Origin of the sequence: Thioclava sp. JM3 (assembly GCF_002213185.1) — a bacterium.
GTDB lineage: Bacteria > Pseudomonadota > Alphaproteobacteria > Rhodobacterales > Rhodobacteraceae > Thioclava > Thioclava nitratireducens.
In genome coordinates, this window is record NZ_NBOB01000006.1 from 198,441 (window position 1) to 217,042 (window position 18,602).

Sequence of the window (18,602 nt, forward strand, 5' to 3'; positions counted from 1 at the left end):
GGGGGTAGTGCCCCCTCAGCGCAACCGCGCCACCACGTAATCGGCCAGATCGTCCAGCATCTGCCGCAGCTCGCTTTCCGGCAGGATTTGCAGGCGCTCGCGCCCGCGATCGGCCCACTCGAGGGCTGCCGCGCGGGTCTCTTCCAGCGCGCCGGTCGCCTTCAGCAACTCCAACGCATGCTCCAGATCGCCCTCGCGCTGATCGCCCTTGTCGATGGTGCGGGTCCAGAAAGCGCGGGCCTCGCCGTCGGCCTTGGCCAGCGCCTTGATCAGCGGCAGCGTCAGCTTGCGCTCGCGGAAATCGTCGCCCACGTTCTTGCCCATCGTCTTGGCATCGCTGAGATAATCCAGCAGATCGTCGACCACCTGGAAGGCGATCCCGAGGCTCTCGCCGTAATCGTGCAGCGCCGCGATCTGTTCCTCCGGCGCGCCGGCCAGAACCGCGCCCGCCTCGGTCGCCGCCGAGAACAGAGCCGCCGTCTTGCCGCGCACCACCTTGTAATAGGTGTCCTCGGTCGTGTTCAGGTCTTCGGCCGCCGAGAGCTGCAGCACCTCGCCTTCGGTGATGACGGCGGAGGCGTTCGACAGGATAGACAGAACCCGCAGGTTGTCTGTATCCGTCATCAGCTGGAACGACCGCGCGAAGAGGTAATCGCCAACCAGCACGCTCGATTTGTTGTCCCAGAGCAGGTTTGCGGTCGGGCGGCCCCGGCGCTGCTTGCTCTCGTCGACCACATCGTCATGCAGCAGCGTTGCGGTATGGATGAATTCGACCGCCGCGGCGAGGTTGTGGTGCAGATTGCCCTTGTAGCTGCACAGCCGTGCCGCCGCCACCGTTAGCATCGGCCGCAGCCGCTTGCCGCCCGCGCCGACCAGATGGGCGGTCACTTCGGGGATGCGCGGCGCGTTCTCCGAGGCCATGCGCTCGGCGATCAGCGCATCCACCGCCGCCATGTCGTCGGCCAAGGCTTCCGCGAGCCGGTCATGCGGTTTCGCTGTGTTGTCGGGCTTGTCGTCGAGGCTCATGTTCATCCCTTCGATCTGCCTCATCTCGACAGCCCTCGCAAGGGGCCGTAAGTGAGGGATATGAAAGAGCTACTGCGCAGCACGGACCCGGTGAAACTGGCCATGGCGACCGCCCTTCTCGAGGGCGAGGGTATAAGCACGTTTCAACTCGACGTCCATACGAGCGTGCTGGAAGGCTCGCTTGGGATTCTCCCGCGCCGCCTGATGGTGCGCGACAGCGACATGTTCATGGCGCAGGCGGTGCTGCGCGATAACGAGATAAAATCGGATTGAGCGCATGAATCGGTTCGCGCCCGAGGATCTGACAGTCGATGGCTTTCTCGGCGGGCGGTTGCGGATCGCCCAGCCGCGCGCGGGCTACCGCGCCGCGATGGATCCGGTCCTGCTGGCGGCGGCCTGTCCGGCGCAGGCCGGCCAGTCGGTTCTGGAACTCGGCTGCGGGGCAGGGGTGGCGAGCCTGTGTCTTGGCTGGCGGGTGCCGGGGCTTGCGCAAAGCGGGCTGGAACTGCAGCCCGCCTATGCCGATCTCGCCCGGCGCAACGCGGCGGATAACGGGATCGCGCTCGAGGTGATCGAAGGCGATCTGGCGCAGATGCCCGCCGAATTGCGGGCGCGCAGTTTCGATCACGTCATCGCCAATCCGCCCTATTTCAGCCCCGAAGACGGGACGCCCGCCGCCGATCCCGGTCGCGAGCGCGCGCAGCGGGAGGCGACGCCGATCAGCGCATGGCTCGACGCGGGGTTGCGGCGTCTCAAGCCCGAGGGGCGGATCACGCTCATCCAGCAGGCCGACCGGCTGGCAGACCTTCTGGCGGGGCTCCAGGGGCGCGCGGGCGCGATCACCGTCCTGCCGATCGCGCCGCGGGTGGGGCGCCCGGCGCGGCGGGTGATCGTGACGGCGCGCAAGGGGGTGCGAACGCCGCTGCAGCTTCTCGCGCCGCTGATCTTGCACGCGGCGCCGATGCATTCACACGATGCGGAGGATTTGACGGATATTGCGCGCGAAATTCTGCGCGAAGGTCAAAAAATGCCTATTCCTCGTTAGTGCTTTCGCAAGATTTCGCGAAAATGATGGAGATGCCCCGTCACTATACGACATTTCCGTGACACGACTCAAAAGCTGTGCTGCAATCGACGGGCTGACAACTGGAGAGGAGACTGCCATGTCGCTTGGTTCGCATATCACCGAACTTCGCAAGAAACATGAGGCTCTGTCGATGGAGGTAGAGCGCGCTGCGCGCAGACCCGGCGTCGACGATCTTGAAATCGCTCAGATGAAAAGGCAAAAACTTCGGCTGAAAGAGGAAATCCGCCGCCTCGAAACGGCCTGAGGGCCCTCCCACGAGTTTAACCGGGCCGTCCTTTGGGCGGCCCGTGTCATTATAACGGGGCCGTTCGAGAGGGCGCCTACTCAGGCCGAACCTTTCCGCGGTATCTCTTGCCCGGTCATGTCCGGCGGAGGGGGCGAGGCGCGCCGACCCCGACCGCCAAGCGCCGCCAGCCCCGCGCCCCCGGCGATCATCGCTGCCGCAATCAGCAGGGTCGGGCGCGCGCTCGCGATCCCTACGGCGACCAGCACCAGCGTCGAGACCAGCGGTGCCGCATAGGAGGCCGTGCCTAGCAGCTGAATATCGCCACGCTTCACGCCAAGATCCCATGTGTAGAAAGCGAGCCCGACGGGCCCCAGTCCCAAGCCGATCACCGAGGCCCAGCCGACCGCGCTTTGTGGCCAGATCGTTGGCTCCAGCGCCAGATGGGCGACGGCGGACAGCGCTGCGCTCGCCAGACAATAGACCGCGACCGCCGCCGTCGGCACCGCGCCGAAGCGCCGCGACAGCAGCGAATAGCTCGACCATGTCAGCGCGCAAATCAGCGCCAGCCCATAGCCGGGCAGCGCCTCCGGATCGGCGGAGATCCCGCCTCCCAGGATCAGCGCGGCGCCCCCGAAGGCCAGTATCGCGCCCGCGACATGCCAAAGGGTCAGCCGCTCGCCGGGCAGCAGCCCGGAAAACAGCACGATCAGCAACGGCCAGAGATAGGCAATTAGCCCGGCCTCGGCCGGAGGCGCGAGACGTAGCGCCGAGAAATACAGGAAATGATATCCGAAAAGCCCCGCGGTTCCGGCGAGATAGACCTTCCACGAGACATGCCGCAGTTGCCCTAGCGCGCCGGTCGCGAACAGCCAGATTATGCCCACCGCGCCGCCAAGCGCGAAGCACAGCGCGTTCAGCATCAGGGGCGGCACCGGATCTGATCCCACAGTGAACAGCGCCAGAAGCGCCCACAGCAACACTGCCGTGAACCCGATCGAAGTGGCCTTGCCGCGCGTCATCCTGCCCCCGCCAAAACAAAGAGGCCCGCAAAATGCGGGCCCCCGTCGAGAATGCCAAGAGGCGAAATCAGATGAAATACTGACCGCCATTCGCGGTGATCGTCGAGCCGGTGATGAAGCCCGCATCGTCGGAGACGAGGAAGACCACGCAGCGCGCGATCTCTTCGGGCTCGCCCAGACGCCCGACCGGGATCTGGCCGATGATCGACTCACGCACCTTCTCCGGCACCGCCATGACCATTTCGGTTGCGATATAGCCGGGGCAGATCGCGTTCACCGTGATGCCTGCGCGGGCGCCTTCCTGCGCCAGAGCTTTGGTGAAACCCAGATCGCCCGCCTTCGCTGCCGAGTAGTTCGCCTGCGCGAACTGGCCCTTCTGGCCGTTGATCGAGGAGATGTTCACAACGCGGCCAAACTTGCGCTCGCGCATCTTCGTCCAGAGCGGATGAGTCATGTTGAAGATGCCGCTGAGGTTGGTGTCGATCACCTCGCTCCACTGCTCGCGGGTCATCTTGTGGAAGGGCGCGTCACGCGTGATGCCGGCGTTGTTGATCAAAACGTCGATCGGGCCGACTTCGGATTCGATCTGCTCGATGCCCGCCGCGCAGGCGTCGTAATCGGCGACCGACCACTTGTAGGTCTTGATCCCCGTTTCCTCGGTGAACTTGGCCGCAGCCTCGTCATTGCCGGCATAGTTCGCGACGACCGTGTAGCCCGCCGCCTGAAGCGCCTTCGAGATCGCCGCGCCAATGCCGCGCGATCCGCCGGTGACCAATGCAACTCTCGACATGATTCCTCCTCCAATGGATTACCCCTTGAAACGCTGTTACCGAAAATGACAAGAGCGCGCAACAAAGTTGCGCGCTCTTTTTGCAGATGCAGCATTTTTTTGCCGTTAGAGGCCTTCAATACACATTGCGACGCCCATGCCGCCGCCGATGCAGAGCGTGGCGAGGCCTTTTTTCGCGCCTTGGCGCTTCATCTCGAAGAGCAGGGTGTTGAGGATTCGCGCGCCGCTTGCGCCGATCGGGTGGCCGATGGCGATGGCGCCGCCGTTGACGTTCACCTTGCTGACATCCCAGCCCATATCCTTGTTCACGGCGCAAGCCTGCGCCGCGAAGGCTTCGTTTGCCTCGATCAGGTCGAGATCGGAGGCTTTCCAGCCCGCTTTTTCCAGCGCTTTGCGAGAGGAGGGGATCGGACCGCAGCCCATGATCGACGGGTCGAGGCCGGCGGTCGCGTAGGACGCGATGCGGGCCAGCGGCGTGAGGCCGCGCTTCTCGGCCTCTTCTTCCGACATCAACAGCACTGCTGCCGCGCCGTCGTTGATGCCGCTCGCGTTGCCCGCGGTCACCGAGCCGTCCTTGGTGAAGGCGGGGCGCAGCTTCTGCATGTTCTCGATGGTCGCGCCGTGGCGGATATATTCGTCCTGATCCACGACGATGTCGCCCTTGCGCGTCTTCACGGTGAAGGGTGCGATCTCGTCGGCGAACTTACCCGCCTTCTGCGCGGCTTCCGCCTTGTTCTGCGAGGCGAGCGCGAATTCGTCCTGCTGCTCGCGCGAAATCTGCCACTGGGTCGCGACATTCTCGGCGGTCTGGCCCATGTGGTAGCCGTTGAACGCGTCCCACAGCCCGTCCTTGATCATCGAGTCGATCATCTTCATGTCGCCCATCTTCTGGCCCGCGCGCAGATGCGCGACATGGGGGCTGAGCGACATGCTTTCCTGACCGCCGGCTACGACGATATCGGCATCGCCGCACATGATATGCTGGGCGCCGAGCGCAACGGTGCGCAGGCCCGAGCCGCAGACCTGGTTGATGGACCAGGCGGCGCTTTCGATCGGCAGGCCCGCGTTGATATGGGCTTGGCGGGCGGGGTTCTGGCCTTGGCCCGCGGTCAGCACCTGACCGAGGATCGTTTCGGACACATCGGACTTCTCGATCCCGGCGCGGGCGACGACGGCCTCGATCACGGCGGCGCCGAGGTCATGTGCGGGCGTATTGGCGAACGCGCCCAAAAACGAGCCGACGGGCGTGCGCGCGGCCGAGACGATGACGACATTGGTCATGGGATCCTCCTCATCACTTAAGCGGGCGCGAAAGCGCGTCCGTTCTGCTGCTGCGCAGCATGGCGGATGGAGGCGAGAGGTCAAGCTTAATCCCGTCGCTCGGGAAATTGTTAGCGCAAGTTTATTGCGCTTTCGCCGGGGTCATGCGCGCCTCCTCTGCGGCTCGGGCGTCTGGCTCCACGGAGGGTGGATCGTCGGCGCGCCAAAGTAATAGCCCTGCATGCAATCGATGCCGAGGCTCGCCAGATATTCGGCATCCTCCAGCGACTCGACCGCTTCGGCGATCGTGAACATCTCAAAATGGCGCGCTACATCGAGCAGCGATTTCGTCAACGCCTGATTGTCCGGATCGCGGGAGATGCCGCGAATGAACTGACCGTCGACCTTGATGATGTCGAAGTAGAAATCCCTAAGGTAGCGGAAGGAGGTGTAGCCCGCCCCGAAATCGTCGAGCGCGAAACTGACACCTCGGGCCTGCAGGTCCTCCATGAAGATGCTGACCAGCTCAGGCATTTCCATGGCCGAGCTTTCGGTAATTTCGAGTATGAGGCGATCGGCGACCGTTTCATCGATTGCGAGGCAGCGATTAAGCACCTTGGTCCAGGGCGCGAAGCCGATAGAGCGCGCCGACATGTTGACCGAAAGGCGCAGATCCGGTTGCCCGAGAAGCGCTTTTAAACCGAGTTCGAGCGAGAGGCAGTCGAGCTTTCGCCCGACCTCCGTGCGTTCGATCGCGTCCATGAAATCTTTGGCCGGGATAATCCGCCCGCGGTCGTCGAGCACACGGATCAGCCCTTCATAGAAGGCAGGACGGTCGGGACGACAGGTTTGGATTACGGGTTGAAAGGCCAGCATGACGTCGTGCCTATCGATCGCCGCGTGCACCATGGCAATCGACTGTCGTCTTTGCTCCGCAGCCGCGAAGCTCAGTGGGCTGTCTTCGTCACGATGCACGGGCATGGCTTTCGCGTTTCGAATCGTCATGTGGCCCTCCTTCACCTTCGCAACAAGCATCCCCGCAAGCGCCTAAGAAGCGGTAAAGAGGGGGAAAGGCATCGAACTCGTGGTTAACAAAAAATTCTTCTGCAGCGTTAAGCCGTTCGTAACCGTCGGTTGCCTAGGGTGAGTCCTGATGGAACAGAATGGGCGATAACGACAATGGGGCAGCCGGAAATGCGCGGTACCAGCGAGGTGCCTTTCGCGCTGGAAGAATTGTTCTACTCGCGCACCGACACGCGCGGTGTGATCCAATCGGGTAACGAAATTTTTCGCCGCACCGCGGGCTTCGAGTGGTCCGAGATGATCGGTGCCCCGCATAAGATCGTGCGCCACCCCGATACGCCGCGCGCGGTGTTCCGGGTGCTGTGGGATGCGATCAAAGAGGGCTATCCCATGGGCGCCTATGTGAAAAACAGGGCGAAAGGTGGCGGTTGGTACTGGGTGTTTGCGGTCGTCATGCCGATCGAGAGTGGTTATGTTTCCGTCCGGCTGAAGCCGACGAGCGACCTCTCCGATCGGATTCATTCATTCTATCGCGAGCTCTCTGCGCGCGAGCGGGCAGAGGCCCTCGACCCGGGGGAGAGCGCGGGTCTGCTGCGCGATTTCGCAGAGCGTGGCGGCTACTCCAACTACACGGCCTTCATGGCCTATGCCCTGGCGCTTGAACTGACCGAACGGGATCGCCGCCTCGGTCGAACTGCCGATGAGAATACGCGGATGCTGGCCGAGTTGAACACCGCGATGGGGCGGCTAACGAAGGAACAATTCGGACTTTTGCGCAGTTTCGAGGCGTTGCAATCCGTGCCCAACAATATGCGGATTGTTGCTTCGCGGTTGGAACCATCCGGGGGGCCTGTGTCCGCAATCTCGGAAAATTACAAAGCCTCGTCTGCCGTTATATCGGAACGGCTGCGCAAATTCGTCGCCGGCCGCGACAATCTTTGTGGCCAGATGGCCTACCAGGTTGCGCGCGCCGTGTTCCAACTAGGATGCGCTCGTGTCCTCAACGAGATGAGCGAAAATTTCATGGGCGAAGAGGCGCAGCCTAGCCAACCTCGCGAAGGTCATACCCGAGACGAGGAGCGCACATTGCTTCAGTCTCTCGTCGTCAGGGGCACTGCCGATGCGAATGCCGCGATGCGCCAAGCGGCAGAACTCGCTGACGATATGATGGACCAAAGTCGAGATCTTCGTCGCCAGTTGCTCGGGCTCGACACGATCCGGGTTCTCGGGCGGGTCGAGTGCGGGCGCATGCGGGATACCAACGGTGGGCTCGCGGCCACAATAGACCAGCTCGACAGCTTCCATGACGACATCAAGGGACGGCTCGAGGCTATCCTTTCTCTATCCGAAGAGATCGAGCATTGGCTAGGGCGCTACCTCCGAGCCGAAAGAACCGCGGCATGAGCGTGTCTCAGGGCTTATGGCTGTGTTATCACGGCCATGAGGCGCCCAGAGCCCTGTGGCACTAGCCTTGCCACATCGCTCAAAGAAAATACGCGAGGTTTCGCGAAGCGCGGAGCCCACGGCGCGCCATCGGGTGTCCGAACGCTTGCGCCATATGAAGTGGAATGCGAAGCACAGTATATGCGAAGTACAGTATAAATGCGCAGCACAGCATCTACGAGAATACCGCGATGGCGCAGCGGTTCGCCTTAAACCACACGCGTCACGGCGTCATCGCGCCTCAATCCTCGTCGATCAATGCCTGAATGACCTTCTTCGCCTCGGGCGAATCCCATTCCGCCCCGCCGATCATTCGTGCAACCTCGTGGCCGTTCTTGTCGACCAGGACCGAAACCGGCAGGCCCAGCACCCCCATCGCGCGGGCCGCGAAATTGGCATCGTCGTGGAAACGGGGCAAGACGTCTATGCCTTCCTTATCGAAGAAGGCGGCGACTTTCTCGGGCGAGTTCGATCCGCCCGTGGCGATCGTCATCACCTGAAACCCATCTTCGCCGAACTCTTTTTGCAGCGCATTCAGCGAAGGCATCTCCTCGCGGCAGGGCGGACACCACGTCGCCCAGAAATTGATCAGCACAACCTTGCCTTCGAAATCTTTCATCGAATTCTCGTCGCCGCTTTCATCGGTCACCGTGAAGGGCGGCAGCGGCAGCGGTTCGTCATAGGTAACGAGGGATTCCATCTGCCCCGATTTAATCGCATCGAGATCCGCGGCCTGCGCAACATTTGCACCCAGCGCCAGCGCCGTATAAAGGACGAGAAACCGTAACATATAGCCTCCTAGCAAGGGCCTTCGACCATGACCGATCAGACCGACGAGAACAAGTCCTCCAACGCGATGTGGGGCGGGCGTTTCGCCGCGGGGCCTGATGCGATCATGGAGGCGATCAACGCCTCGATCGGGTATGATCAGCGGCTCTACGCGCAGGACATTCGCGGCAGCCGGGCCCACGCCGCGATGCTCGCTGCGCAGGGCATCATCAGCGACAAGGATGCCGAGGCGATCGGGGAAGGTTTGCTCACTGTCTTGTCCGAGATCGAAGCGGGCGGCTTTCCGTTCTCTACCGCGCTCGAAGACATCCACATGAATGTCGAGGCGCGGCTGAAAGAGGTCATTGGCGAACCGGCGGGGCGGCTGCACACGGCGCGGTCGCGCAACGATCAGGTCGCGACCGATTTCCGCCTCTGGGTGCGCGAACAATGCGACGCCGCGATCTCGGGTCTCGACACGCTGATCCGCACCGCGCTGACCCGGGCCGAGGAAGGCGCCGATTGGGTCATGCCCGGCTTCACCCATCTGCAGACCGCGCAGCCGGTGACTTTCGGCCACCACATGATGGCCTATGTCGAGATGTTCGCGCGCGACAAATCCCGGTTCACTGATGCGCGCAAACGGATGAACGAATCTCCTCTAGGGGCGGCGGCGCTTGCTGGCACAGGTTTCCCGATCGACCGTCATGCCACGGCCGAGGCGCTCGGTTTCGATCGGCCGATGGCGAACTCGCTCGACGCGGTGTCGGATCGCGATTTCGCGCTGGAGTTCCTGTCGGCCTCTGCGATTTGCGCGGTGCACATGTCGCGCCTAGCCGAAGAACTGGTGATCTGGTCCTCCGCGCAGTTCCGTTTCGTCGCGATGTCGGACAAGTGGTCGACGGGCTCGTCGATCATGCCGCAGAAACGCAACCCGGACGCGGCAGAACTGATCCGCGCCAAAATCGGACGCATCCTCGGGGCGTCGGTCGCGCTGTTCACCGTGATGAAAGGGCTGCCGCTCGCCTATTCCAAGGATATGCAGGAAGACAAGGAACAGGTCTTCGACGCCGCCGACAACCTGATGCTCGCGCTCGCCGCGATGGCCGGGATGATCGGCGACATGACCGTCAATGCCGACAAGCTGGAGGCCGCGGCCTCGGGCGGGTTCTCCACCGCGACTGATCTGGCCGACTGGCTGGTGCGCGAGGCGGGGCTACCGTTCCGTGACGCTCACCATGTCACTGGCTCGCTCGTCGCGATGGCCGAGGAGCAGGGCTGCGATCTGCCCGATCTGAGCCTCGAGCAGATGCAATCGGTCAACCCGGCGATCACCGAGAGCGTGTTCGACGTGCTCGGGGTTCACAACTCGGTCGCCTCGCGTCAGTCTTACGGGGGCACCGCGCCCGATCAGGTGCGCGCGCAGGTCGCCCGCTGGAAGGAACTGCTTGGATGAACTTCGCGGTCCCTTTCGTGCTGATCGGCCTTCTTGGCGGCTGCGCCGCCGACGCGGCCTTGCATACGCATGTCGGCATCAATCGTGACGGCATCAAAGTCTATCCCGCCGCGACGGCGCGTGTCGGCATCATGACCCTGTCGGTGACTCCATGACCAAGACCCTGACCCTCGCCCTGACGCTTCTTCTTTCGCTCGCTGCCTGCGGTGTCGACGGTCCGCCCGTTCCGCCGTCCGAGGCGGACAGCGCGCAATCCCAGCAGGCTTCGGCCCAGTAATCGAGACCTCTCATGGATCATTTCCTCTATCGCGACGGCGTCCTTCATGCAGAGGATGTGCCGATCCCCGAGATCGCGGCGGCCGTGGGCACGCCGTTCTACGTCTATTCGACCGCCACGCTGGAGAGGCATTTCAAGCTGTTCGAAGAGGCGCTTGGCTGGACCGAACACCTGATCTGCTTCGCGATCAAGTCGAACTCGAACCTCGCCGTACTGAGGGTGCTGGGCGATCTCGGCGCGGGGATGGACGTGGTTTCGGGCGGTGAATATCGCCGTGCGCGGGCGGCTGGCGTGCCGGGCGAGCGGGTGGTGTTCTCGGGCGTGGGCAAGACCCGCGAGGAGATCGCCTACGTTCTCGAAAACGGCATCCGCCAGTTCAATGTCGAATCCGAGCCGGAGCTACTGGCGATTTCCGAGATTGCCGCGTCGATGGGGGTGACCGCGCCGATCGCGCTGCGGGTGAACCCGGATGTCGACGCGAAGACCCATGAGAAGATCGCGACCGGGAAATCCGAGAACAAGTTCGGCATCCCGATCGCCAAGGCGCGCGCGGTCTATGCCGAGGCCGCGAAGCTGCCGGGCATCGATGTCGTCGGCATCGATGTGCATATCGGCTCGCAGCTGACCGATCTGGAGCCGTTCGAGGCGGCTTTTCTGAAGGTCCGCGAACTGACCGAGACGTTGCGCGCGGATGGCCATGATATCCGTCGGCTGGACCTCGGTGGCGGCTTGGGCATTCCCTATGAGCGCTCTAACTCCGCGCCGCCGCTGCCCATCGAATACGGGCAGGTGATCCAGCGCACCGTGGGCGATCTGGGCTGCGAGATCGAAATCGAACCGGGCCGCCTGATCTCGGGCAATGCCGGGCTGCTGGTCTCCTCGGTGATCTGGCTGAAAGAGGGCGAGGGACGCGATTTCCTCATTCTCGACGCAGCGATGAACGACCTCGTGCGGCCCTCGATGTATGGCGCCTATCACGATATTGTCCCGGTGCTCGAACCAGAGCCGGGCACCGACTCCGCGCCTTACGACATCGTCGGCCCGGTATGCGAGACCGGCGACACCTTCGCCAAGGCGCGCAACCTGACACCGCTGGGCCCGGGCGATCTGGTCGCCTTCCGCTCGGCGGGGGCCTACGGCGCGGTCATGTCGTCGGAATACAATTCCCGCCCGCTGATCCCCGAGGTTCTGGTGCGGGGGGGCGAATTCGCTCTCATTCGGGCAAGACCGAGCTTTGAGGAAATGCTCTCCCGCGATACGATCCCGGAGTGGCTCTGATCCGTAGGAAGGGAATCAGGGCCGACGGATAGGGAGAGAATGCCGGTCAGGAACTGGTTCAGCAAAGCTTCGCGCGATACCGCGACGAAGGAGGACGGGCAGGCCGCTCTGGCCCCGCTCGCCCGGCCTATTTTGCTGACCCATGCCGGGATGATCCTCGAGCGAGGGCTGGCCGCCTTCTGGCCGCTTCTCTCCGTTCTCGCGCTGATCGCCACCGCCATCGCCTTCGCGCTGCCCGCCTATCTGGGGCCGGGCGGGCGCTGGTTCTGGCTGGTCGCGCTGATCGCGTCGCTCGTGGCTTTGGGCTGGGGCGCGTGGCGGATGCGTTGGCCGCGCCGGACCGATGCGATCGCGCGTCTCGATGCGACGTTGCCGGGCCGCCCACTTTCCGCGCTGACCGACGAAATGGCGCTGGGGCAGAACGATCCCGCAGCCCGCGCGCTCTGGATGGCGCATCTGCGGCGCATGGCGAAAGCCGCGCAGGCCGCCCGCGCGCCGCGACCGAAACCCGATCTCGCCCGCCGTGATCCTTATGCGCTGCGTTTGACTGCGCTCACGGCCTTGGTCGTCGCGGTGATCTTCGGGGTGCCGCAGCGTCTGTTGCATCCGACCGAGGGGCTGCCGACGCCTGCAGGCTCTGCCGAGGCCGCGATGGGACCGAGCTGGGAAGGCTGGGCCGCGCCGCCGCGCTATACCGGCAAGCCAGGGCTCTATCTTAACAAGGTCGAGGGCGACGAACTGATCGTGCCCGAGGGCACCCGTTTCTCGATCCGGCTGTACGGCTCGTCCGGCGCGATCGGCTTTTCCGAGAGCGTTTCGAATCCGGCCGCGCTGCCCGAACAGGGCGCGGCGCAGACCGCCAGCGGCATCGAGACCCACGAATTCGAAGCGGTCCGCGACGGGCTTTTGGAGTTCAAAGGCCCCGCCGCGCGCCGCTTCAATGTGGTGGTGCGCCCCGACGAGGCGCCCTCGGTCGCGCTGGCCGGTACCCCCGACCGCCGCGCCGATGGTAAGCTGAGCCTGCCCTTCACCGCGCAGGACGACTACGCCGTGACCAAGGGCCATGCGGTGATCTCGCTCGATCTGGCGAAGGTCGATCGCCGTTACGGCCTGGAGATCCCGCCCGAGCCGCGAGACGATCTGATCTATGATCTGCCGCTGCCGATTTCCGGCTCGCGCGCCGATTTCACCGAGAGCCTTGTCGAGGATGCCGCGAAGCATCCTTGGGCGAACCTGCCGGTGAAGCTTACGCTCGATGTCGAGGACGGGCGCGGCCAGACCGGCACCTCCGGCACGCAGGAAATCATCCTGCCCGGCAAGCGCTTCTTCGACCCGCTCGCCGCCGCGCTGATTGAGGTGCGCCGCGATCTGCTGTGGTCGCGCGACAACCGCGGCTATGCCGATCAGCTTCTCCGCGCGATCTCGAACCGGCACGAGGGCTTCATCAAGCGCGAGGAGGTGTATCTGATGATCCGCCTCGTGATCGGGCGGCTCGACGATCCCGACCTGTCCCCCGAGGCCCGCGACGAGATCGCCGAGGCGCTGTGGAAGATGGCGGAGCTTGTCGAAGATGGCGGCTTGGCCGATGCGTTGGCCGCGATGCAGAAGGCGCAGGAGAAGCTTTCCGAAGCGATCCGCAACGGGGCCTCCAAGGATGAAATCGCCAAGCTCATGCAGGAGCTGAAACAGGCCACCGACAATTACATCCGCATGCTCGCCGAACGCTCGCAACAGCAGGATCAGGGGCCGCAATTTGGCCAGCAGCCGCAGCAGGGCCAGCAGATAACCGGCGACCAGATCCAGCAGATGATGGACCAGATCCAGAAGCTGATGGAGGAAGGCCGGATGGCTGAGGCGCAGGAATTGCTCGATCAGCTCTCGCGGATGATGGAGAACCTCAAGGTCCAGCAGGGCCAGAACGGTCAGGGCGACATGCCCGGCGGTCAGGCGATGCGCGACATGCAGGACACCTTGCGCAAGCAGCAGGAGCTTTCGGACGACGCGTTCCGCAACCTGCAGGACCAGTTCATGACGCCCGAGGAGCGCCAGCGGCAGGCCGAGAACGGTCAGCAGGGCCAGCAAGGTCAGCAAGGGCAACAGGGTCAGCAGCAAGGTCAGCAGGGGCAACAAGGCCAGCAGGGTGAGCAAGGCCAACAAGGTCAGGGCCAGCAGCCCGGCAACCAGCCCGGCCAAGGCCAGGACGGACAAGCGCAGCGCGACGGCCAGGGGCAGGGCGACCAGCCCGGCATGAACGGCGGGCAGGGCGGTGTGGACGGCCAGAGCCTCGCGGATCGCCAACGTGCGCTCCGCCGCGAACTCGACCGCCAGCGCGGGCTGCTGCCGGGCTTTGGCAACGAGGCGGGCCAGCAGGCCGAGAAGCGTTTCGACGACGCCGGGCGCGCGATGGATCAGGCCGAGCAGGCCCTGCGCCAGGGCGACAATTCGGCGGCGATCGACCGTCAGGCCGACGCGATCGAGGCGCTGCGCGAAGGGATGCGCGCGCTGGGCGAGGCGATGCGCAACGAACAGGCGCGCCGCGACGGTCAGCAGCCCGGCCAGCAGGGCAATCAGCAGGCGGGCCAACCTGGACAACTCGGTGGGCGCGAGATGCCACGCGATCCGCTGGGCCGGGCGCAGGGCGAGGGCAACCAGCTCGGCACGGATCGTCAGATGCTCAACGGCGAGGATGTCTATCGCCGGGCGCAGGACCTGCTCGATGAAATCCGGCGCCGCTCGGCCGATCGTCTGCGCCCCGAGGAAGAACTGGATTACCTCAAGCGGCTGCTCGATCAGTTCTCGAATGCGGGCTGATGCCGGGCGCGCATAAGTTCAACTTATGCGCGGCGTCGAAATATTAGGAAAACTTATTCGGTGAAGCCGTCCGAGGCCGTCTCTGGCGAGAGGCGATGGGTGAGGATCTGGAGCTGGTCGTCGAGCCAGATGCGCCCCTCGTCCACCGCGACGACATATTGCGTCAGCGGCGATTTCAGCGCCGGGACCTTCGCTGCGATGTCCGGCGCGAAAGCATAGAGCAGCGCCAAGACCGCAGTCACGGCCATCACGAAGATGAAGCCCCGGCTGAAGCCAGAGCGACGGCGGCGCGCCATCTCCGGCGAGAATTCGGCGACGCTGTCGCCTTCGCGATCGGAGGTCGCGGTGAGGGTCGAATTGATCTCGTCGATATCGGGCAGGCGTTCGCGCCCGCGGATCGTCTGCAGGTCCTCATCGTCCTCGCCGAGCAGGTCGGCCACGCGATCTTCTTCGCGCTCGGCGTCGGGATCGCGGAGGTCGGAAAAATCCTGTGCGCGTTTGCGACGGCGCGCCAGATCGGCGGCGGCGGCCTCTGCGGCGCGTTCAGCATCTTCGCTGGTTTCGCGTTCTTCGAGGTTCAGCTCCTCTTGCGTCTGCAATTCGCTCGAGCCTTCGGCGCGGCGCTGCGCGGCTTCGCGCTCGGCCTCTTCGCGCAGGATCGACAGGAGCCCGTCATCGAGTGGTTTGCGCGGTTTGGCCCCGACGCGCGGGGCGGGGCCTAGGCCCGGCTCGTCCTCGTCATCTTCCTCGGCCTCCGGCGCCGCGACCATCGCCGCGACGGCTGCATCGGTATCATCGTCGCTTTGCTGCGTCACCACCGGCTCGGGCTCGGGCAGATGGGTCGTCGTGTCGTGGCTGGGTTGCTGTTCGGGCTCCGGCATCGGCGTGGGCTCGGACGGCTCCGCGGTCGCCTTTGAGGCAACGGGCGCCTCTGTCTCGGCTCGGGAGGTTTCAGGTTCTGAGGCCGTTTCGGTGTTGGGATCCGGATCCCAGCCTGCCGGCGGGGCCGCAGGGCCTGTCGGGTCGCTGTCGGCAGAGAGCATATCCTTGCTCGGCTGGAACCAGCCATGCCCGCAATTGGAGCATTGCACATCCCGTCCGCCGTCTGGGATGACGGCGTCATCCACTTCGTATTGCGCACCGCAATTGGGGCAAACCAACCGCATATTGTCCCATCCCTGCCCGTGTTGGCGTTTTGCCGTTCTGGCCAACCACTGTCTTATGTTGTAGCAAGCGCGGGCGGAATGTCCAAATGATTTGGGCCGCTTAATTCGCGAAACGCGCACCAAATAGAGGGGCTGGCAGTGATCGAGCTGCAAAATGTGGCGATGAGCTATAGCGGGGCGGAGCTATTGAGCGATATGTCCCTGACGCTTGCCCCAGGGTCATTTCATTTTCTCACCGGGCCGTCGGGCGCGGGGAAGACCACATTTCTCAAATTGTGCTACGCGGAGCTGCTGCCGACGGCGGGTCATTTATCTCTGTTCGGCAAGGATGTGCGCACGATGAGCCGCGACGAAATCGCGGGGCTGCGCCAGCGTATCGGTGTCGTGCACCAGGACTGCCAGTTCCTCGATCACCTCTCGGTGGAGGAAAACGTGGCGCTGCCGATGACGGTCAATCGCCGCACCCCCGACATGACCCAGCTGCGCGAATTGCTGGCGTGGGTCGGGCTGAAGCGGCAGGCGAATGCGCTGCCGCCGCAGCTGTCGGGCGGGGAGCGCCAACGGGTCGCATTGGCGCGGGCCGTCATCATGTCGCCCGACGTGATTCTTGCGGACGAGCCGACGGGGAACCTCGATTGGGAGATGTCGCTGCGGCTGCTGTCTTTGCTGGTCGAGCTGAACAAGATGGGCAAGACGGTGGTGATCGCGACCCACGATCTGAACCTGATCCGGCAGGCGAAGCCGCAGGTCTCGGCGCGGGTGCTGCGGATCGCGAAGCGCCATCTGCATACGGCGGGGGCCGATCTGTGAAGCTGACCATGCTGACATTCGCATCCGAGACCACGGGGCCGGATCGTGTCGTGCCGCCGACCGGGTTTACCGCGCGGCTGACCCTGTTCACGGCCGCCGCGATGGCGTTTCTGGCGGTTTTTGCGCTCGCTCTGTCGCTGGCGACCGGGCGGCTTGCCGATCGCTGGGCGGATAGCCTCGCGCGGTCCGCCACGATCCGCATCTCCGCCCCGCCCGAGCAGATGGATGCGCAGGTCGCCGCCGTGCAGGAGGTGCTGAAGACGACGCCGGGTGTCGCCTCGTCGCGGGTGTTGGGCGATGACGAAATGAAGGGGCTGCTGAAGCCGTGGTTCGGTCCCGATCTGCCGGTGGATGCGTTGCCGTTGCCGAAGCTGATCGCGGTGACCGAGACCGGCGCGGGCGTCGATGTCGAGGGGCTGCGGCTGCGGCTGCAGGCTGAAGCGCCCGGCGCGATCTTCGACGACCATACCCGCTGGCGGCGCCCGCTGGTGGCCGCCGCGCAGCGGATTCGGACGCTGGGGCTGCTCTCGCTGCTGCTGATCTTCGGCGCGATGGCGGGGATGATCACGCTGGCCGCGCAGGCCGCGCTGGCCGCGAATGGTCAGGTGATCGCGACGCTCCGGCTTGTGGGCGCGCGCGACGCCTTCATCGCGCGGGCCTTCGTGCGCCGGTTCACCACGCGCGGGCTGATCGGTGCCGTGGCGGGCACGGTGCTGGGGATGCTCGCGGTGGCGCTGCTCCCCTCGACCGAGGCCGCGGGCGGTTTCCTCACCGGCCTGGGCTTTTCCGGGGCCGCATGGCTCTGGCCATTGATCATTCCGCCGATCGCCGCGATCGTGGCCTTTGCCGCCACGCGTTTCGCCGCGCTGCGTATGCTCAGGAGACTTCGCTGATGTCCGATCCTTCGCACCGACCCGGAAAGGTCACGCCGCTGACTCATGTGATGACCGGAATTTACTACGTCCACATTGCGCTCGCGACGGTGCTGATCGGGGCGTGGGGCCTTGTGTTTCAGGTGCTGCCAAAGGGGCGGGACGGGGTGCATCGCGTGGCCGGGATCTGGACGCAGCATCTGTTGACGATGGCGCGCGTCTATCTGGGGTTGCGCTACGAGCTGCGCGGCACGCCGCCGCAGGGCGACTGCATCATCGCGGCCAAGCATCAGAGCTTTTTCGACATTCTTATCCTCGCCAATCACCTGCCGCGCCGGGCTTTCGTGATGAAGAAGGCGCTGTTGAACGTGCCGGTGATGGGCTGGTTCGCGCACAAGGCGGGGTGCATTCCGATCGATCGCTCCAAGGGGTCGGAGGCGATGAAGGTGATGCTTGGGGCGGTCGAAGAGGCGCGTGCGACGCATGGGCTGGGCCAACTGATCATCTATCCCGAGGGCACGCGCGTGCCGCCGGGCGAGAAACGCCGTTACAAGCAGGGCGTGGGGGTGGTGGCGGAGGCCACGAAGCTGCCGGTCGTGCCCGCCGCGACCAATGCCGGGCTGTTCTGGAACAAGCGAGGCTGGCCGATCCGCTCGGGCGTGGCGGTGACCGAGTTCCTGCCGGTGATCGACGCGGCTGGCTCGGCGCCACAGACGTTGGCGGCGGTCGAAGCGGTGGTGGAGCCGCGCTCCGATGCGCTCATGGCGGAGGCCGGGTTCGAGCTGCCGAAGCCCTGAGTGGATGCCGGGGGAGGGAACCTCCGGCAGGGATATTTTAGCCAAGAGGAAGAGGTGCGGCGGCGCCGCGAAGCGCGGGCGCGGAACACGTTGGCGTGATCATCCCTCGCGTAGATCGGCGTCGAGGATCGGGTCGATCAGGCCGGGGAAGCGCGCTTCGAGGTCGTCCCGGCGCAGGGTGAGAAGGCGGCCGCGGCCGTTCGGATTCGGCTCGTTCCGTATTACGCCGGATTCCCGCAAGACCTTGAGAATATGGGATTTCGTAGATTTCGGAACGCCCGCGCCCGCAGAGCTGCAGGCGGCGGCTTCAAGCGGGCCCTCGCGCAGGTTGCGGGCGATTTCTCGCCGCGCCGGATCACTGAGCGCGAAGAGCACTTGCGACAGCGACAGCGAGTCTGCGGGCGGGTGAGGAAGTTCGGGGGGCGTGCTCATGGTTCGACAATACTTGAACCATCTGCCGTGTCGAGTATGTGGAGGTTCAACAATTTTCGAA

At 64.6% G+C, this 18,602-nt stretch carries 20 protein-coding genes; 12 read left to right on the forward strand and 8 right to left on the reverse strand.

The window, feature by feature from the left end; all coding sequences use genetic code 11:
- Window positions 1–15: 15 nt before the first annotated feature.
- Window positions 16–1,050 carry a polyprenyl synthetase family protein gene (locus B6V73_RS13030; protein ID WP_240504136.1) on the reverse strand — a complete coding sequence of 345 codons (1,035 nt, stop codon included), beginning with the start codon at window positions 1,048–1,050 and terminating at the stop codon, window positions 16–18.
- A gap of 36 nt (window positions 1,051–1,086) precedes the next feature.
- On the opposite strand from B6V73_RS13030, the gene B6V73_RS13035 reads away from it, so the two are divergent.
- From B6V73_RS13035 to B6V73_RS13045, 3 genes are all read left to right on the forward strand, one after another.
- On the forward strand, window positions 1,087–1,299 hold the full coding sequence (locus B6V73_RS13035) for a DUF2007 domain-containing protein (protein ID WP_075773958.1): 213 nt from the start codon (window positions 1,087–1,089) through the stop codon (window positions 1,297–1,299).
- A 4-nt stretch (window positions 1,300–1,303) separates the two neighbouring features.
- Entirely contained in the window at window positions 1,304–2,071 is a 768-nt protein-coding gene (locus B6V73_RS13040; protein WP_088725443.1) for a methyltransferase, read from the forward strand.
- A gap of 118 nt (window positions 2,072–2,189) precedes the next feature.
- Entirely contained in the window at window positions 2,190–2,357 is a 168-nt protein-coding gene (locus tag B6V73_RS13045; RefSeq protein ID WP_075773960.1) for a DUF465 domain-containing protein, read from the forward strand.
- Between the two features lie 80 nt (window positions 2,358–2,437).
- On the opposite strand, the gene B6V73_RS13050 is transcribed toward B6V73_RS13045, so the two are convergent.
- From B6V73_RS13050 to B6V73_RS13065, 4 genes are all read right to left on the reverse strand, one after another.
- On the reverse strand, window positions 2,438–3,358 hold the full coding sequence (locus B6V73_RS13050; RefSeq protein WP_088725444.1) for an EamA family transporter: 921 nt from the start codon (window positions 3,356–3,358) through the stop codon (window positions 2,438–2,440).
- A 67-nt stretch (window positions 3,359–3,425) separates the two neighbouring features.
- Complete coding sequence (locus B6V73_RS13055; RefSeq protein WP_075773961.1) at window positions 3,426–4,148, reverse strand: beta-ketoacyl-ACP reductase; 723 nt, start codon at window positions 4,146–4,148, stop codon at window positions 3,426–3,428.
- Window positions 4,149–4,253: 105 nt separating this feature from the next.
- Complete coding sequence (locus tag B6V73_RS13060) at window positions 4,254–5,429, reverse strand: acetyl-CoA C-acetyltransferase (protein WP_075773962.1); 1,176 nt, start codon at window positions 5,427–5,429, stop codon at window positions 4,254–4,256.
- A gap of 141 nt (window positions 5,430–5,570) precedes the next feature.
- A complete protein-coding gene (locus B6V73_RS13065) occupies window positions 5,571–6,413 on the reverse strand; it encodes an EAL domain-containing protein (protein ID WP_240504137.1) in 843 nt (280 codons plus the stop codon).
- A gap of 174 nt (window positions 6,414–6,587) precedes the next feature.
- Between B6V73_RS13065 and B6V73_RS13070 the strand changes: the two genes are divergently transcribed.
- The gene (locus B6V73_RS13070; protein WP_075773963.1) at window positions 6,588–7,835 is read left to right on the forward strand and encodes a PAS domain-containing protein; all 1,248 of its coding nucleotides are present in this window, start codon (window positions 6,588–6,590) and stop codon (window positions 7,833–7,835) included.
- 280 nt (window positions 7,836–8,115) lie between these two features.
- Here the strand turns inward: B6V73_RS13070 and B6V73_RS13075 are convergent, their stop codons facing one another.
- Window positions 8,116–8,664, reverse strand: coding sequence for a TlpA disulfide reductase family protein (locus B6V73_RS13075; RefSeq protein WP_088725445.1), 549 nt, complete (start codon window positions 8,662–8,664; stop codon window positions 8,116–8,118).
- Between the two features lie 27 nt (window positions 8,665–8,691).
- Between B6V73_RS13075 and argH the strand changes: the two genes are divergently transcribed.
- Genes argH through B6V73_RS13090 form a run of 5 tightly spaced genes read left to right on the forward strand, consistent with a single transcriptional unit; the run spans window position 8,692 to window position 14,464 of the window.
- Window positions 8,692–10,098, forward strand: coding sequence for an argininosuccinate lyase (argH, locus tag B6V73_RS13080; protein WP_088725446.1), 1,407 nt, complete (start codon window positions 8,692–8,694; stop codon window positions 10,096–10,098).
- Window positions 10,095–10,253, forward strand: a complete 159-nt coding sequence (locus B6V73_RS20795; RefSeq protein WP_168174897.1) for a hypothetical protein — start codon at window positions 10,095–10,097, stop codon at window positions 10,251–10,253. Before argH ends, B6V73_RS20795 begins: the two co-directional genes overlap by 4 nt.
- A complete protein-coding gene (locus B6V73_RS21340) occupies window positions 10,250–10,375 on the forward strand; it encodes a hypothetical protein (protein WP_255415012.1) in 126 nt (41 codons plus the stop codon). The genes B6V73_RS20795 and B6V73_RS21340 overlap by 4 nt, the downstream gene beginning before the upstream one ends.
- Window positions 10,376–10,387: 12 nt before the next feature.
- Entirely contained in the window at window positions 10,388–11,653 is a 1,266-nt protein-coding gene (lysA, locus tag B6V73_RS13085) for a diaminopimelate decarboxylase (RefSeq protein WP_088722306.1), read from the forward strand.
- 39 nt (window positions 11,654–11,692) lie between these two features.
- Window positions 11,693–14,464 carry a DUF4175 domain-containing protein gene (locus tag B6V73_RS13090; protein WP_240504138.1) on the forward strand — a complete coding sequence of 924 codons (2,772 nt, stop codon included), beginning with the start codon at window positions 11,693–11,695 and terminating at the stop codon, window positions 14,462–14,464.
- A 53-nt stretch (window positions 14,465–14,517) separates the two neighbouring features.
- Here the strand turns inward: B6V73_RS13090 and B6V73_RS13095 are convergent, their stop codons facing one another.
- Complete coding sequence (locus tag B6V73_RS13095) at window positions 14,518–15,345, reverse strand: hypothetical protein (RefSeq protein ID WP_240504139.1); 828 nt, start codon at window positions 15,343–15,345, stop codon at window positions 14,518–14,520.
- Window positions 15,346–15,768: 423 nt separating this feature from the next.
- Here B6V73_RS13095 and B6V73_RS13100 point away from each other — a divergent pair, with 423 nt between their 5' ends.
- Genes B6V73_RS13100 through B6V73_RS13110 form a run of 3 tightly spaced genes read left to right on the forward strand, consistent with a single transcriptional unit; the run spans window position 15,769 to window position 18,109 of the window.
- The gene (locus tag B6V73_RS13100) at window positions 15,769–16,440 is read left to right on the forward strand and encodes an ATP-binding cassette domain-containing protein (protein WP_075773969.1); all 672 of its coding nucleotides are present in this window, start codon (window positions 15,769–15,771) and stop codon (window positions 16,438–16,440) included.
- A gap of 8 nt (window positions 16,441–16,448) precedes the next feature.
- Window positions 16,449–17,333: an FtsX-like permease family protein gene (locus tag B6V73_RS13105; protein WP_088725539.1), complete on the forward strand. Its 885-nt coding sequence runs from the start codon at window positions 16,449–16,451 to the stop codon at window positions 17,331–17,333.
- Complete coding sequence (locus B6V73_RS13110; protein WP_240496944.1) at window positions 17,333–18,109, forward strand: lysophospholipid acyltransferase family protein; 777 nt, start codon at window positions 17,333–17,335, stop codon at window positions 18,107–18,109. The genes B6V73_RS13105 and B6V73_RS13110 overlap by 1 nt, the downstream gene beginning before the upstream one ends.
- A gap of 99 nt (window positions 18,110–18,208) precedes the next feature.
- Here the strand turns inward: B6V73_RS13110 and B6V73_RS13115 are convergent, their stop codons facing one another.
- On the reverse strand, window positions 18,209–18,541 hold the full coding sequence (locus B6V73_RS13115; RefSeq protein WP_075773971.1) for a helix-turn-helix transcriptional regulator: 333 nt from the start codon (window positions 18,539–18,541) through the stop codon (window positions 18,209–18,211).
- Window positions 18,542–18,602: the final 61 nt, after the last annotated feature.

Coding starts and splice junctions, on each gene's coding strand:
- B6V73_RS13110 (WP_240496944.1), top strand. CDS start 17,333: ATGTCCGATCCTTCGCACCGACCCGGAAAGGTCACGCCGCTGACTCAT.
- B6V73_RS13065 (WP_240504137.1), bottom strand. CDS start 6,413: ATGACGATTCGAAACGCGAAAGCCATGCCCGTGCATCGTGACGAAGAC.
- B6V73_RS13050 (WP_088725444.1), bottom strand. CDS start 3,358: ATGACGCGCGGCAAGGCCACTTCGATCGGGTTCACGGCAGTGTTGCTG.
- argH (WP_088725446.1), top strand. CDS start 8,692: ATGACCGATCAGACCGACGAGAACAAGTCCTCCAACGCGATGTGGGGC.
- B6V73_RS13055 (WP_075773961.1), bottom strand. CDS start 4,148: ATGTCGAGAGTTGCATTGGTCACCGGCGGATCGCGCGGCATTGGCGCG.
- B6V73_RS21340 (WP_255415012.1), top strand. CDS start 10,250: ATGACCAAGACCCTGACCCTCGCCCTGACGCTTCTTCTTTCGCTCGCT.
- B6V73_RS13070 (WP_075773963.1), top strand. CDS start 6,588: ATGGGGCAGCCGGAAATGCGCGGTACCAGCGAGGTGCCTTTCGCGCTG.
- B6V73_RS13035 (WP_075773958.1), top strand. CDS start 1,087: ATGAAAGAGCTACTGCGCAGCACGGACCCGGTGAAACTGGCCATGGCG.
- B6V73_RS13090 (WP_240504138.1), top strand. CDS start 11,693: ATGCCGGTCAGGAACTGGTTCAGCAAAGCTTCGCGCGATACCGCGACG.
- lysA (WP_088722306.1), top strand. CDS start 10,388: ATGGATCATTTCCTCTATCGCGACGGCGTCCTTCATGCAGAGGATGTG.
- B6V73_RS13045 (WP_075773960.1), top strand. CDS start 2,190: ATGTCGCTTGGTTCGCATATCACCGAACTTCGCAAGAAACATGAGGCT.
- B6V73_RS13115 (WP_075773971.1), bottom strand. CDS start 18,541: ATGAGCACGCCCCCCGAACTTCCTCACCCGCCCGCAGACTCGCTGTCG.
- B6V73_RS13105 (WP_088725539.1), top strand. CDS start 16,449: ATGCTGACATTCGCATCCGAGACCACGGGGCCGGATCGTGTCGTGCCG.
- B6V73_RS13060 (WP_075773962.1), bottom strand. CDS start 5,429: ATGACCAATGTCGTCATCGTCTCGGCCGCGCGCACGCCCGTCGGCTCG.
- B6V73_RS13030 (WP_240504136.1), bottom strand. CDS start 1,050: ATGAGGCAGATCGAAGGGATGAACATGAGCCTCGACGACAAGCCCGAC.
- B6V73_RS20795 (WP_168174897.1), top strand. CDS start 10,095: ATGAACTTCGCGGTCCCTTTCGTGCTGATCGGCCTTCTTGGCGGCTGC.
- B6V73_RS13095 (WP_240504139.1), bottom strand. CDS start 15,345: ATGCCGGAGCCCGAACAGCAACCCAGCCACGACACGACGACCCATCTG.
- B6V73_RS13040 (WP_088725443.1), top strand. CDS start 1,304: ATGAATCGGTTCGCGCCCGAGGATCTGACAGTCGATGGCTTTCTCGGC.
- B6V73_RS13075 (WP_088725445.1), bottom strand. CDS start 8,664: ATGTTACGGTTTCTCGTCCTTTATACGGCGCTGGCGCTGGGTGCAAAT.